The sequence below is a fragment of the Adhaeribacter terreus genome (assembly GCF_042657365.1).
Taxonomy (GTDB): Bacteria; Bacteroidota; Bacteroidia; order Cytophagales; family Hymenobacteraceae; genus Adhaeribacter_A; species Adhaeribacter_A terreus.
Genome location: NZ_JBHSKT010000003.1, coordinates 464,750 through 478,200, shown reverse-complemented (window position 1 = coordinate 478,200; position 13,451 = coordinate 464,750). Strand labels below are relative to the sequence as shown.

Genomic DNA, 13,451 nt, shown 5'->3' with positions numbered 1-13,451 from the left:
TTAAATAAAAAAGATACATTATAAATGCTTTGGTACTGGTTAGAAAGAAATTCAGAGTGCTACGAAATAAAAAAGCCCCGGAAGATAAATTCTTCCGGGGCTTTAGTTTTAGTGCTTAAAAAGCTACCGTTTTTAGTTCACGTTTGGCAGGTGCGAGTAGTTTTTACCAAACTCGATCATTTGCTGCGTGAAATCGGCAGGATATTCGATTTTAACATCTACCATTTTACCGTTCTGCATAACCGGCGTTAATTTAGGCTGAATGAAACCGGAATAAGGCGGAATGTTCAGTTTTTCGTAACGGGCCAATACTTCTTTGTGCAGTTCCGGATCTACTTTTACGCCGTACGTTTCGATCAGGTATTCGGCACGTTTGTAATCGCCTTCGGAAGTTACGCGTTGCAGTTCTTTCAGCTGTTCTCCGAAAATTGTGCGCAGTTTGTTGTAGTCGTTAATTACGAAATAGGTTTTGCCATCGCGGGTTTTCTTTTCGATTACGTTATCTTTTTTACCCATTTCGAAAGCCCATTTGGCGATCATCTGGCGGTTACGCATGTGCGCTTCTTCCACATCTTCGCCCGGTGCCAAACGCGATAACTGCGTCATCATACCGTTGCGGATATAGCCATCGTATTCGGTTTTACCAACTTCCAGATTCGGCATTACGCCAATATCCACCAGTTTCTGGTCCATTACGTAATATAAAGCAACTAAATCGGCGCGACCTTCTTCAATGGAAGATGCGTAGCTTTTCAGCGTTTGTTTTGGCGTGCCAACACCAGCGTTAATTTGTCCGGAAGCGTGACCGATAACTTCGTGCATATCGGTGTGCAGATCGCCGGCCAGGCCGCTATATTTTTTAGCGCGTTCAACTTCTTCCGGGCTCCAGGCAAACTCATTCAGCGCACTTCCTTTAGAAGCAGCCTGGTTATAAGCATTTACAATGTTGCCTAAGTTAACCGATTTAGAACCGTGATCTTTCCGGATCCAGTTGGCGTTTGGCAGGTTAATACCAATAGGTGTGGTTGGAGCGGCATCACCGGCTTCTACTACTACGGTAATAACTTTGGCAGTAATGCCTTTCACGTTCTTCTTTTTGTGCTGCGGCAGTAAAGTCGAGTTATCTTCGAACCACTGTGCCTGATCGCCGATGGCTTTAATGCGTTTGGTTGCTTCCATGTCTTTGAAAGAAACCACCGATTCGTAAGAAGCACGCATGCCCAGCGGGTCGCCGTAAACTTCAATAAAACCGTTTACCACATCTATCGGCGAATTCACATCGTTCACCCAGGCAATGTTGTAATCGTCCCAGGTTTTCAGGTCGCCGGTTTTGTAATACTGGATCAGCAGCGCCAGCGATTTTTTCTGAGCTTCATCGGTTGCAACAGCATGTGCTTTTTCCAGCCAGTAAACAATTTTGCTGATAGCCGGATCGTACATGCCGCCTACTTTCCATACTTTTTCCTTTATGACGCCGCCTTCTTTCACCAGTTTAGAGTTCAGCCCGTGCGAAACCGGAGTAGCATCGTTTTTATTTTCTTTTTTCGCATAAAAAGCTTCCACTTCTTTCTGCGTTACGCCTTCGTAAAAATTGTTGGCCGAAGTCGTGATAAGATCCTGACCGGAGGCCTGGTTTACGCGTTTGGCAGCAATTTTCGGATCGAACATGATCGGCGTAAGCGTTTTTACCAGTTGGTCGGCGGTTTCGCCTTGTTTCAGCGGGAATTTCGCGTTTGAAGAATTTTTTACCAGTTCAGCAAAATAAGCCTGGCTGAATTCCGGTAAAAACTTGTTGGTAGAATAGTGGTGGTGAATACCGTTCGAGAACCAAACCCGTTTGGTATAAGTCATGAATTTCTTGAAATCTTCGGAATTGCGGTCGCCTTTGTAGTTCTCTACAATAGCATCTAAGGTGCGGCGGATGCGCAGGTTATGCTTGAAATTCTGGTCGTAAATAATATCGCGGCCCGAAAGAGCAGCTTCGTATAAATAATACAGCATTTCTTTCTGTTGCGGCTCTAATTGCTCAAAACCAGGTACCTGATAACGTAAAACGCGCAGATCGGCAAACTGGTCAGCAATATATTCGAAAGATGCTTCTTCAATCTGAATTGTCCGGGATTCCGGTTTATCGGCTGCGTCGATGCGCAGATCTTTACCTACTCTTGTGGTTTCGGACGCCGTAGGAGCAGTAGCTTTGGTGCAACCGGCTAAAAGCATACCTGCAATTATTAGCGCGGAAGCAGAATTTTTAGTGAACTTCATATTTTGTTTTAAGTCAGAAGAATTCTATTAACTATACAAATGAAACACTTTGATATTTATTATACAAAGACTACCTGAATTTCTGACTTTTTTGTCCGGAAACGATACCGTTTTTACAGCCGTTTGTCCGAAAGTGGGCGAAGGAATTTGAAATGATTGAATGGAAGCATGAGGAAATTGAAGAATGAAATGAAAGGGATTTGAGTTTTCTGCCTTGAAAAGATAGCGTTTTGGATTGATGTTGAAGCAGAATTTTACTTTCGACTGTATAGAAAAGCCGTTTTATTGCGGTTTAAAACGGGAAAGGTACTGCTTCGGTCTGTGCGCCACAGACCGCGGTTGAGTGACCGCGGTTGAGTGACTGAAATTGAGTGACTATATTTGAAAACTGGAATTGAAAGATTGAGACTGTTAGTAAAAACGGTATCCTTTTCGATCAAAAAACTCGATTTGGCTATTCTGAAATTTTCTGGTAGAGCTACAAATTTCCCAAGTAACCCAATTTTAATACCGGGCATTTTTGCTGAAAGCTAAAGCAAGTTTCAGGGTTTGGTTACGGTCTAATTTTCCGGAAGCAGTTTTTTTGAATTCAGGAAGGTAAAGAAAGGTTTTGGGAATTTCGTAGCGGGAGAGGAGATTCTGTAGTTTTTCTTTCAGCTGTGCTTCCCGAACCTGATCCAGGAAATTGAGTTCTAACACTGCCACTACTTTTTCGCCTAATTTTTCGTCGGGCACCGAAGTTATAAAACTGTTGGCGGTAATTCCGAGTTGCGCTAAAGCAGTTTCCAGCACCGTTTCCACTTTTTCAGCCTGAATTTTCACCCCACCGGAATTGATCACGAAATCAGCGCGGCCGAGCCATTCAAACGTTTCAGGATCAATGATGTTAACGCGGTCGTTAGTAGTAACCGTTTCGAAATTGGTCTGCGCACCCTTAATGATCAAACAATTACGGTTATCGGTTGAAATTTCTACGCCGGGCAAGGTTTTAAAATAAGGCGAAGCTTCCGGACCATTTAATCGTTTTAGCGCAACGTGCGAAGCGGTTTCCGTCATGCCATACGTATGATAAACCGGCACGGCAAGCTGCGAAATTTGTTGCTGCAAATTATAAGAAACCGGTGCGCCGCCCACTAAAATGGCTTTTATACGGTTAAAAAACGCTATGCTATCAGGGCTGAAAACTAACATTTCCTGCATCTGCATGGGTACAAAAGATGCATATTCAAACGAACTTTCCGGAGATAGAACGGCGAGCGGATTAGCGGTCGGTTCAATAATGGTAAGCTGCATTTCGCCTAAGAAACCGCGTACGAGCAACATCAAGCCGCCTACCGTTTCAGCATTTAAACAAACCAGTGCGCGGTCATTTTTCTGAACTTGTAACGCTTTTATGGTTGCTTTTGCGCTGGCTTCGAGTTGCTGGCGCGTGAGGGTAATTACTTTAGGCGCTCCGGTAGAACCCGAAGTCTGGATCGCAAATTCCTGCACGCCGTTCAGCCAGTCGCGGCAAAGTTCCAGCGTTTTAGATTCATAACCGTTAAGCGGAATACTGTTGCGAAACGAATACACCGCAATTTCATCGTAATAAAAAACTTTTCCGTTTAGCAGCAGGCTTTGCATGTTGGTTGTTGGTTGTTGGTTGTTGGTTGTTGGTTGTTGGTTGTTGGTTGTTGGTTGTTGGTTGTTGGTTGTTGGTTGTTGGTTGTTGGTTGTTGGTTGTTGGTTGTTGGTTGTTGGTACAAAGATTTAACCGGTAAAGTTACGACGGTTTTCATTTTTCGGGAAAATAAAAAAGCAGCCAAAAACCGGCTGCTTTTTAAAAATAGTAACTCGAAAATTGAAGTTATTGATCTCCAACAACCAACAACTATCAACCAACAACCATTAAGGGAATTTCGGGTATTTCGAGAAGTCAGGCTGGCGTTTTTCCATAAAGGAATTTTTGCCTTCTTTGGCTTCATCCGATAAATAATATAATAGCGTTGCATCGCCGGCTAATTGCTGGATTCCGGCTTGTCCGTCTAATTCGGCGTTGAAAGAAGATTTCAGCATACGGAGCGCAAGCGGGCTTTTTGCCAGCATTTTGCGGCACCATTCCATGGTTGTTTCTTCCAGATTTACCAGCGGCACTACTTTATTTACCAGGCCCATTTCCAGCGCTTCTTCGGCATTGTACTGGTCGCAAAGGTACCAGATCTCGCGGGCTTTTTTCTGACCAACGATGCGGGCTAAATAAGAAGCACCAAAACCACCATCGAAAGAACCAACTTTAGGTCCGGTCTGGCCGAAACGGGCATTTTCTGCGGCAATGGTTAAGTCGCAAACTACGTGCAATACGTGGCCCCCACCAATGGCCCAGCCTGCTACCATCGCAATTACCGGCTTCGGAATACGACGGATCTGCATTTGCAGGTCAAGTACATTTAAACGCGGAACGGTATCTTCGCCAACGTAACCACCGTGGCCGCGAACGCTTTGGTCGCCGCCGCTGCAGAACGCTTTGCCGCCTTCGCCGGTTAAAATAATTACGCCTACATCCGGGTTCTGGCGCGCCAGTTCCATCGCATCGATCATTTCAGCAACGGTGCGCGGGGTAAAAGCATTATGCACTTCCGGACGGTTGATGCTGATCTTGGCAATGCCTTCGTAATACGAAAACAGGATTTCCTTGTATTCTTTGAGCGGTTGCCAGTTGTATTTACTTTCCATACTTTATTTTTTTGAAGTTCGGAGTTTTTCGCTGCAAAACGCTACCGTTCTGCAAACAGAAATTTCAGCGTCAAAAGTAAGCAATTCTGCCGCGCTTTCACAACCACTGGATAAAAGGCAAAAAAATAGCCCGGTTCCTAGGGGCCGGGCTATCGGGGAAGAGCAGTTTTAGTGCTCAATATAAAATGTCTTTAGTATTATCGCGGAGTTTGCGGTCTAAAGATAAATATCCGGAGCCGTAAAATGCGAAAAAGATCAGCAGAATAAGGGTAATTGCTGCTTCTACGAGGTAGTAATTTTCGGCGTAAATTCCTTTACCAAAGCTGGTGAAAAGTACGGCGCCTATAAGAATAGGAATTTGTACCAGGCACGCAAAACGGGTTTTCAGGCCAAGCGCGATCATCGGGCCGCCGGCCAAATGTGCAAAAGCGATCAGGTGAGCAATGCCGCTAGCATACCCTTTAAACTGGCTGATCTCGATCATGTGTTGCAGACTGCGGTAATCTGAAACGAACATGATGCCTTTAATAAATATGAATACCCCGAGCGCAATGCGTAAATATTCGAGCACGTAAGGATGGTGTTTTACGGCCCATTTGTCAATATTCCGGGTCATGTGGTTGATATCGTCTGTAACATGCATAACCAATAAAATTTAAGTTTAAAACCATGATTTACTGACTATTGTGTACGAGACATTCTAAAAAACTTCCGGAATAATATTGGAATTTTAGTTAAAGAGTATTTTAAAGAAGCGAAAGGAATTGCTTCAAAAATCAGAAACCTCACAACTTATTCAAAATTGTGAGGTTTCTTTAAAATGAAAAAGTAACGGATTCTCTGAAAATAAACCGTTTTCTGAAAGCTACATTAATTCGTTTCGAAACTGTTTTTAAATTCCCTGAATACAGCAGCATTGGCTAAATTTTCGGTCATGATCTCCAGAATAGTTGCGCCATTTTGTTTATAAAATTCCGTAAGGATCTGTAAGAGTTCTGCTTCGGTTGCGCACTTAAAATACCGTAACCCGAAATCTTTAGCCGTGTTTTGGGCCTGCAGCATTTGCCGCGTTTCGAAATATTCATCAAGTTCCGGTTGACTTCCCGGCCCATCAATTAACCGGAATATGCCGCCGCCCTGGTTATTAAAAACTATAATTCGTAAATTTTCCGGCAGATAATTGTGCCACAAGCCGTTACGGTCGTAAAAGAAAGCCAGGTCGCCGGTGAAAAGGGTAGTTAATTTTCCACTTTGCCACGCATTTCCTACAGCCGTGCTGGTGCAGCCGTCTATGCCGCTGGTGCCCCGGTTGGCAATTACCTTAATATTCTTTTCAGCTGGTAAGCCAATTAAATTAGCGTAACGCACCGCCATGCTGTTAGCCACGTGTAAAATGCTGTTTTCGGGCAAATTCTGCATTGTCAGCCAGTAGGCTGAAAATTCGTTGAACGGTTTATTTTGAAAGAAACTGGCTAAATGATCAGCAGCCCGTTTTTCTTGTTTCTGCCAGTTTTCGGCAAATTCCGGAGCAGTTTTCAAGCCCGAAACGCTACCGATTTTGGTGAAAAAACTCAAAGGTTCGCAACGGATAATTTTCGTTAAAGCCTGAAACGTATCGGCTACTTGTCCAGCAGGTTGAATGTGCCAGTGCTGCAGGTTGGGCGACTTACGTAAAAACAATTTCAGGTTCTTTGAAATAACCGATTTGCCAAACGTGATCAGCAATTCCGGATGCAGATTTTCCGTCGCCGGATTTTTCGCATTCAGAAAAACGTCCTGGTGCTTGATCGCATTTTCCGCATTAAAATTCGAGATCACATCGCTTACCAAAACGCTATGGTTTTGGGTACAAAAACCCGCAACCGCTTCCTGCAATTTTGCATCCGGCATCTGCTGACCAGCCACCACTAGAATTCTGGAAAATTGCTGCAGTTCCGCTTTTAAAACTTCGGCTTGCAAATCTGAAAGCTTAAACGCATTTTCCGTTTCCTGAATGATTTTCAGATTCTTTGTGTAACCAAAAACTTCGTCCGGTTTCGGGTAAAAAGGCTCGCGCAACGGAATATTAATGTGTACCGGCCCGGCAGGAAATGCATGCGCCAGGTTGATAGCTTCAGAAACCAAACGGTGCGCGTGCCAGATAGCATCAGGGTGCGTAAGATCTGCCGGAAAATTGAAACTTTGCTTGATGTGATTCTGATAAATATTCGTTTGCCGTATTGTTTGTCCGTCTTGTTGATCTACCCATTCATTCGGCCGGTCGGCGGTTAAAACAAGCAGCGGAATTTGCTGGTAAAACGCTTCGGCCACGGCGGGTGCGTAATTGTAAGCAGCCGTGCCGGACGTACAAACCAACACCGAAGCTTTCCCGGAAATTTGAGCCATTCCCAGGCCTGTAAAAGCTGCTACACGTTCATCGGAAACGGTCTTTACCTGCATTTCCGGGTGGCGGGCAAAGGCAATGGTTAGTGGTGCGCAGCGTGAACCCGGCGAAAGCACCACGTTTTTTAAACCCAGGCGGGCGCAAATTTCAGCAATATCAGTAACCGGTTGCAGTATCATCGGGCATGGTTAAAATTTGCAGCGCTTTGGCTACAGTTTGCATTTTCAGTTCGGTTTCCAGCCATTCTTTCTGCGGGTCGGAATCTTGCGTTACGCCGGCGCCGGCATATAAAATGGCTTCGTTTTGCCGCAGTTCGAGGCAGCGCAGGTTTACGAAAACAGCCGTTTCCGCGTTCACATTTACCGGACCTAAATAACCGCTGTAATACCTGCGGTCGTAATTTTCGTGTTTGTTCAGAAACGCTAAAGCTGCAGCTTTGGGTTGCCCGCAAACCGCCGAGGTAGGATGGAGCAGATGCAGCATATCGGAAGTAAGCGTCGGGAAATCGGTTTGTTCGTTCAGATTCACGCAGAAGTCGGAGCGCAGGTGAAGTAAATTACCGGCTACCGCCGTGCGCGGGCCGGTTTCCACGTATTCGCGCAGCCTGATCTTTTTAAAGCAACTTATGATGTAACGCACCACCATGCTTTGCTCTTCAATTTCCTTTTGCCGCCAGATCGCATCGGCCGCATTCTGCCCGGAAACCAGTTTTTGCGTGCCGGCCAGCGCCATGGTTTTGAAAATATTGTTGCGATCTTTCTGCACCAGAATTTCCGGCGAAGCGCCCAGCCACGTACCAATTTCCGGCGCCGAAACCAGCGAAACAAAAGCCAGCGGATATTGCTGCGTGAGCTTCAGAAAACCGTTTACCGGGGAAAAATGCGGCGGTAAATGCTTCTCTGCGGCCCGCGAAGGAACGATTTTTTCGGTTTCACTTTTTTTAATGAAATGGATAGCGTTTTCAACCAGTTCTTCAAAACCGGCGCGTGGAGTCGCATTTGTTTCTGAATCGGCTATGTGCCATTTCGTGTCTGTTTCGGGGGTTTGTAAAGCAGCTTTCAGCGCCGAAAAAAAGTCGTCGGCCAGAGGAGAACTAGTTAGGTCATCGCCGGAAATTTCTTCGGCTTTCAAATCGGCTTCAAACAAAAGATCGGCTTTCAGAAAGTAGGGTTTATTTTTTTCTGAAACCGAAAACGGATGCATGATGAAACCAGCCGGAGCATTTTCGAGCGGAAAGTTTTCCGGAATAATTTCGGTTTGAAAAGTAATGCTGATCTGAAGGTTTTCCTGAAGCGGCAAACGCCAGGCGGAGAAAGAAAACTGTTTCGAAACGGCCGTTTTAAAAAGCGCCGCAATAATTTCTGAAACAGAGAATTCGGTATAAAAAGATTCGATTAAAAGCTTGGGCACGGTGTTTATTTTTTCTCAATTACGGCCATGGTAATTCGGCTCAGGCAAACCAGTTCATCTTTTTCGTTGGTAATTTTAATTTCCCAAACCTGCGTGCTGCGGCCAATATGCACAGCCGTTGCCTTGCCAAATACAAACCCGGAGCGCACACCTTTAATATGGTTCGCATTAATTTCCAGACCCACGCAGGCGTATTTACTTTGATCTACGGCTAGTTGCGCGCCAATGCTGCCTAACGTTTCGGCTAGTGCTACAGAAGCACCGCCATGCAATAAACCCATCGGCTGATGCGTGCGGTGGTCCACGGGCATTTTGCCGCAAAGGTAGCCTTCGCCTACTTCGGTAAGCTCAATTCCTAAATGTTCTACCATGGTATTTTTGCGCCAGGCGTTAATTTTTTCCAGGGTGTTTGCTGAATTTTCCATGCGTAGGGCCGTAAAAACCGTAATATTGTAGTTTGAGACAAAAGTAGAAGAAAATTGACTGTTAAAAAAGTTTACCTGATCCGCCATGGCCAGACCGACTACAACCTGCAGAACATTGTGCAGGGTAGTGGGGTAGATGCGCCTTTAAATGCCACCGGACACTGGCAGGCCGAGCAATTCTATAAACATTACCGCGATTTTCCTTTCGATAAAGTGTACACTTCCGTTTTGCAGCGCGCCCAGCAGTCGGTAGCCGGTTTTATTAACGATGGCATTCCGCACGAAGCGTTTGTTGGCTTGAACGAAATAAACTGGGGCAGCCGCGAAGGCACGAAAATTACGCTGGAAGAAGATAAATATTACCACGATATGATCGCGACCTGGCAGGCCGGCAACACGCACATTCCAATAGCCGGCGGCGAAAGTCCGGAAGATGTGGCGCGGCGGCAGGTATCGGTTATAGAAATGCTTAAAAACCGGCCGGAAGAAAAAAATGTCCTGGTTTGTATGCACGGCCGGGCGATGCGGGTTTTCCTGGCGCAGATTTTAAATTACCCGCTCCGCTGCATGGATACCTTCGAACATAAAAACCTGGGCTTATACGTGCTGCATTATACCGGCAGTTTTTTCCGGGTGGCGGAATATCTGAACCTGGAGCATTTTGAAGAAAAGTACGCTTAAAAACGGTAGGGTTTTCCATTCAAAAACTATTATAACCTGAAAAACATATCTTTGAATCTTAGTTCTTTAAGATGAAGCCTACTTTAATAATCTTTTTAAGCGTACTTTTTAATTTTTCTGTTGTTGCCCAAACCAAAATGATCAGCCTGGCAGGGCAGCGTACTTTAAAACCTATTCAGAACATAGAAATAGCAGAAGTTATTGATGTGCGAGATGATAAATCCAATATTGGCTGGGTGCAGAAAGGGCTGAATAATAAAAGAATTCAGATAGAATTTGCGGCGGGGTTAAAGGAAGAATTAAAATGGTTTTTAATAACGAATGCTGCTAAAGAAGGGAAAAAAGTACCGGTTATTGTTAAAGTAAATAAATTTTCAATTACCGAAAGCGACATTGGCGACATCGAATATAAGGCTGCAGAAGTAGCCCTGGAGTTTTTAGCGCAGGAAACCGGTCAGCCTCTTTATTGCCTGCTTTTGCAAACCGGTAGTTCGCTGCAAACCACTACATTAACCAGCGAGGCGGGCGGCCACGCCAATCTGCTGGCCAGGGTTCTGGAAGATTGTTTTACCCAATTCAGCGAATTGAATTTTACGGATTTATGCGCTGCCGAAAAACAGGTGCCGCCTTCCTTTCTGGAAGTAAATACCTACAATAAAGTTGATCCGCAAACAATTCCCATGCTTGCAGCAAAAACTCCTCAAAGCGGCGTTTTTATGAATTTTCAGGAGTTTAAAAATAATGCTCCGGGTTATTCGGAGGTGGAAGTTACTTTTAACAAATTCGGGAACTACTTTGAAACCTATTCCGGTAAAAAGATCAAAGATTTCTGGGGTTATTCTGATGGTAAAAAAACGTATATCCGGTTCGGTGGTAAGCCTAGCCTCTTATTTCTGACAAAGCGAAAAGACCAGTTTACGTTTGTTGCCAATGTAACTACTACCGATAAAACAGCTGTAGCAATTGGTAGTGCACTTGGTGGCGTAGCCGGCGGAATAATAGCCCAAGGCTTAACCGCAAATACCCATGCAATTGAATTTTCCATACATCCTTTAACCGGTATGATCAATCCGGTTCCAAAAGCAAGGGATGAAACCGATGAGTCGAAAATCAGCAAAATTGTGGTATACCGGAATTCTAAGCATGAAAAGCCGGAGCCACTCAACATCTACATAAACGATTCGCTGGCAGCGGAAATTAATACCAGGGCATATTCCGAATTTATTTTTAACAATTCGTCTTCCGAGAAAAATATCTGCGTAGAAGCCAATGAAAGAATTTGCCAGAAAATAACGCCTGTTCAAGGTCAGGTTTTATATTTACAGTGTAACCTGAGCGTTAAAGGAGATGGAAAGCCCGTGCTTAAACGTGTAACCGAGAAAGAAGCCGAATACTATCTCAAAATTATCAAGTATTTTCAAAGCAAAAATCCGAATTAAAGAATTTGATCATTTCCCGCCTCAAGCTTACCATTTTAAATTGGCTGAAGCATTTTAATAGCTGGAAACTGTTAAATCTTACTAATCCTGATCCAAAAACACTATCCTTTTCAACCAAAAAACTCCTGTAAACCTTCAGAAAAACTTAAAGCTGAACAAAAGCAGGCCGGAAGTTTGAATAAACTAATTTTCGGCCTATTTTTGGGGCGATTTAAAAGCGATACAAAATTTATGGCCGAAATAATAAGAATGCCTAAGATGAGCGACACCATGACCGAAGGTGTTATCTCTTCCTGGCTGAAAAAAGAGGGCGATACCGTAAAATCTGGCGATATTCTGGCGGAAGTGCAAACCGATAAAGCCACGATGGAGCTGGAAAATTACGAAGACGGCACCCTGTTATACATTGGTCCCAAAGAAGGCGATGCGGTTGCTGTTGACGGCATTCTGGCAATTGTGGGCAAAAAAGGCGAAGATATTTCCGGTTTGCTGAAAGAAGGTGGTAACGGCAAAGCCGCTGCAAAAACCGAAGAAGCACCAAAAAACGAAACCTCTAAGGAAGAAACTTCAATAGAAGAAGCTCCGAAAGAAGAGAAAAAAGCTGAAAGCAAACCCGCTGAAAAGAAAGCTGCTGCGAACGTAAATGCCACCGTTATCCGGATGCCGAAAATGAGCGACACCATGACGGAAGGTGTAATTGAGCGCTGGAATAAAAAAGTAGGCGATAAAGTAAAATCTGGCGACGTGCTGGCCGAGGTGCAAACCGACAAAGCCACCATGGACCTGGAAAGCTACGAAGACGGCACTTTATTATATATAGGTGTAGAAGCCGGAAATGCCGCTCCGATAGACAGCGTTTTAGCAATTATTGGCGAAGCAGGTGCCGATTACAAACAATTGTTAGACGGCGGAAACGGTAGCGATTCGGAAGAAAAAACTGAAGCTAAATCTGGTTCTAAGTCTGAAGCCGAAACTGAAAACGCGCAAACTGACAGCAAAACGCAGAAAGGCGCTGAAACCCAGGAAACAAAATCTGTTCCGGCCGGAAATGCACAGCAAACAACTTCAGAAGAAGGCGGCCGCGTAAAAGCTTCGCCTTTAGCTAAAAAAGTAGCAAAAGAAAAAGGCTATAACTTATCTGAAATTAAAGGTTCCGGCGATAACGGCAGAATTGTGCTGCGCGATATCGAGAACTTTCAGCCATCGGCTGCCAAAGCTCCGCAAGCTGCTCCAACCCAAGCCGCAGCTGCTCCGGCAGGTGAGCCAGGTCAGGAAATTCCGGTAAGCCAGATGCGTAAGATCATTGCCAAGCGTTTAGCCGAAAGCAAATTCTCTGCGCCGCACTTCTACCTCACCATGGAAATTGACATGGATAAAGCGGTAGCTGCGCGCACCAGCCTGAACGAAATTTCACCGGTGAAGATCTCTTTCAACGATATGGTAATTAAGGCCGCTGCTGCTGCTTTAAAGCAACATCCATACGTTAATTCTTCATGGCTCGGCGATAAGATTCGTCTGAACAAGCAGATCAATATTGGTGTAGCCGTGGCCGTAGAAGAAGGTTTATTGGTGCCGGTTGTGCGCAACGCCGACGTTAAAACCATGAGCCAGATCGCCGGCGAAGTGAAAGACCTGGGCGGAAAAGCAAAGTCGAAAAAACTACAACCATCAGATTGGGAAGGCAATACCTTTACCATTTCCAACCTGGGCATGTTCGGCATCGAAGAATTTACCGCTATCATTAATCCGCCGGATGCCTGCATCATGGCAGTTGGCGCGATCACGCAGAAACCGGTGGTACGAAACGGTCAGATTGTAGTAGGTAATGTAATGAAAGTAACCTTGAGCTGCGATCACCGCGTGGTAGATGGTGCGGTTGGTTCTGCTTTCCTGCAAACCTTTAAAAATCTGCTCGAAGATCCGATCCGGATGCTTGTTTAATAAAGCTATCGTTTTAAGATGAAAAAGCCTTTCCAGCAATGGAAAGGCTTTTTTGTTTTATGAATTGTGGAACGCCTTTCTCGAGCTTGTAAACAAATTTAATTCGCAATAAAAATAACTGCATTTTTTGTATAGAACCCGCCGGTGCAGGTGAACGTCCGGAATGTGCCTGCTAACCGTCATATTATCTTAGTA

The 13,451-nt window shown here is 44.8% G+C and carries 11 protein-coding genes; 3 read left to right on the top strand and 8 right to left on the bottom strand.

Annotation, left to right across the window (positions count from 1 at the left end):
• Window positions 1-132: 132 nt before the first annotated feature.
• The 8 genes from ACFPIB_RS07355 to ACFPIB_RS07320 all read right to left on the bottom strand — a co-directional run bounded on the left by ACFPIB_RS07355 (window position 133) and on the right by ACFPIB_RS07320 (window position 9,195).
• On the bottom strand, window positions 133-2,265 hold the full coding sequence (locus tag ACFPIB_RS07355; RefSeq protein ID WP_378016789.1) for a dipeptidyl-peptidase 3 family protein: 2,133 nt from the start codon (window positions 2,263-2,265) through the stop codon (window positions 133-135).
• A gap of 504 nt (window positions 2,266-2,769) precedes the next feature.
• Window positions 2,770-3,888, bottom strand: coding sequence for an AMP-binding protein (locus tag ACFPIB_RS07350; RefSeq protein WP_378016788.1), 1,119 nt, complete (start codon window positions 3,886-3,888; stop codon window positions 2,770-2,772).
• A complete protein-coding gene (locus ACFPIB_RS07345) occupies window positions 3,870-4,043 on the bottom strand; it encodes a hypothetical protein (RefSeq protein WP_378016787.1) in 174 nt (57 codons plus the stop codon). Before ACFPIB_RS07345 ends, ACFPIB_RS07350 begins: the two co-directional genes overlap by 19 nt.
• A gap of 109 nt (window positions 4,044-4,152) precedes the next feature.
• Window positions 4,153-4,977, bottom strand: coding sequence for a 1,4-dihydroxy-2-naphthoyl-CoA synthase (gene menB, locus ACFPIB_RS07340; protein ID WP_378016786.1), 825 nt, complete (start codon window positions 4,975-4,977; stop codon window positions 4,153-4,155).
• Between the two features lie 175 nt (window positions 4,978-5,152).
• Entirely contained in the window at window positions 5,153-5,620 is a 468-nt protein-coding gene (locus ACFPIB_RS07335) for a DoxX family protein (protein ID WP_378016785.1), read from the bottom strand.
• Window positions 5,621-5,847: 227 nt separating this feature from the next.
• On the bottom strand, window positions 5,848-7,539 hold the full coding sequence (menD, locus tag ACFPIB_RS07330; RefSeq protein ID WP_378016784.1) for a 2-succinyl-5-enolpyruvyl-6-hydroxy-3-cyclohexene-1-carboxylic-acid synthase: 1,692 nt from the start codon (window positions 7,537-7,539) through the stop codon (window positions 5,848-5,850).
• The gene (locus tag ACFPIB_RS07325; RefSeq protein WP_378016783.1) at window positions 7,517-8,770 is read right to left on the bottom strand and encodes a chorismate-binding protein; all 1,254 of its coding nucleotides are present in this window, start codon (window positions 8,768-8,770) and stop codon (window positions 7,517-7,519) included. The genes menD and ACFPIB_RS07325 overlap by 23 nt, the downstream gene beginning before the upstream one ends.
• Before the next feature lie 5 nt (window positions 8,771-8,775).
• The gene (locus tag ACFPIB_RS07320; protein WP_378016782.1) at window positions 8,776-9,195 is read right to left on the bottom strand and encodes a hotdog fold thioesterase; all 420 of its coding nucleotides are present in this window, start codon (window positions 9,193-9,195) and stop codon (window positions 8,776-8,778) included.
• A gap of 54 nt (window positions 9,196-9,249) precedes the next feature.
• On the opposite strand from ACFPIB_RS07320, the gene ACFPIB_RS07315 reads away from it, so the two are divergent.
• From ACFPIB_RS07315 to ACFPIB_RS07305, 3 genes are all read left to right on the top strand, one after another.
• On the top strand, window positions 9,250-9,876 hold the full coding sequence (locus ACFPIB_RS07315) for a histidine phosphatase family protein (protein ID WP_378016781.1): 627 nt from the start codon (window positions 9,250-9,252) through the stop codon (window positions 9,874-9,876).
• Window positions 9,877-9,947: 71 nt separating this feature from the next.
• Window positions 9,948-11,315 carry a hypothetical protein gene (locus tag ACFPIB_RS07310; RefSeq protein ID WP_378016780.1) on the top strand — a complete coding sequence of 456 codons (1,368 nt, stop codon included), beginning with the start codon at window positions 9,948-9,950 and terminating at the stop codon, window positions 11,313-11,315.
• A 231-nt stretch (window positions 11,316-11,546) separates the two neighbouring features.
• Complete coding sequence (locus ACFPIB_RS07305; protein ID WP_378016779.1) at window positions 11,547-13,256, top strand: pyruvate dehydrogenase complex dihydrolipoamide acetyltransferase; 1,710 nt, start codon at window positions 11,547-11,549, stop codon at window positions 13,254-13,256.
• The last annotated feature ends 195 nt before the right edge of the window (window positions 13,257-13,451 follow it).

Excerpts from the sequence above, each read along its gene's own strand:
- ACFPIB_RS07355 (WP_378016789.1), bottom strand. The coding sequence starts at position 2,265 with ATGAAGTTCACTAAAAATTCTGCTTCCGCGCTAATAATTGCAGGTATG.
- ACFPIB_RS07350 (WP_378016788.1), bottom strand. The coding sequence starts at position 3,888 with ATGCAAAGCCTGCTGCTAAACGGAAAAGTTTTTTATTACGATGAAATT.
- ACFPIB_RS07345 (WP_378016787.1), bottom strand. The coding sequence starts at position 4,043 with ATGAAAACCGTCGTAACTTTACCGGTTAAATCTTTGTACCAACAACCA.
- menB (WP_378016786.1), bottom strand. The coding sequence starts at position 4,977 with ATGGAAAGTAAATACAACTGGCAACCGCTCAAAGAATACAAGGAAATC.
- ACFPIB_RS07335 (WP_378016785.1), bottom strand. The coding sequence starts at position 5,620 with ATGCATGTTACAGACGATATCAACCACATGACCCGGAATATTGACAAA.
- menD (WP_378016784.1), bottom strand. The coding sequence starts at position 7,539 with ATGATACTGCAACCGGTTACTGATATTGCTGAAATTTGCGCCCGCCTG.
- ACFPIB_RS07320 (WP_378016782.1), bottom strand. The coding sequence starts at position 9,195 with ATGGAAAATTCAGCAAACACCCTGGAAAAAATTAACGCCTGGCGCAAA.
- ACFPIB_RS07310 (WP_378016780.1), top strand. The coding sequence starts at position 9,948 with ATGAAGCCTACTTTAATAATCTTTTTAAGCGTACTTTTTAATTTTTCT.
- ACFPIB_RS07305 (WP_378016779.1), top strand. The coding sequence starts at position 11,547 with ATGGCCGAAATAATAAGAATGCCTAAGATGAGCGACACCATGACCGAA.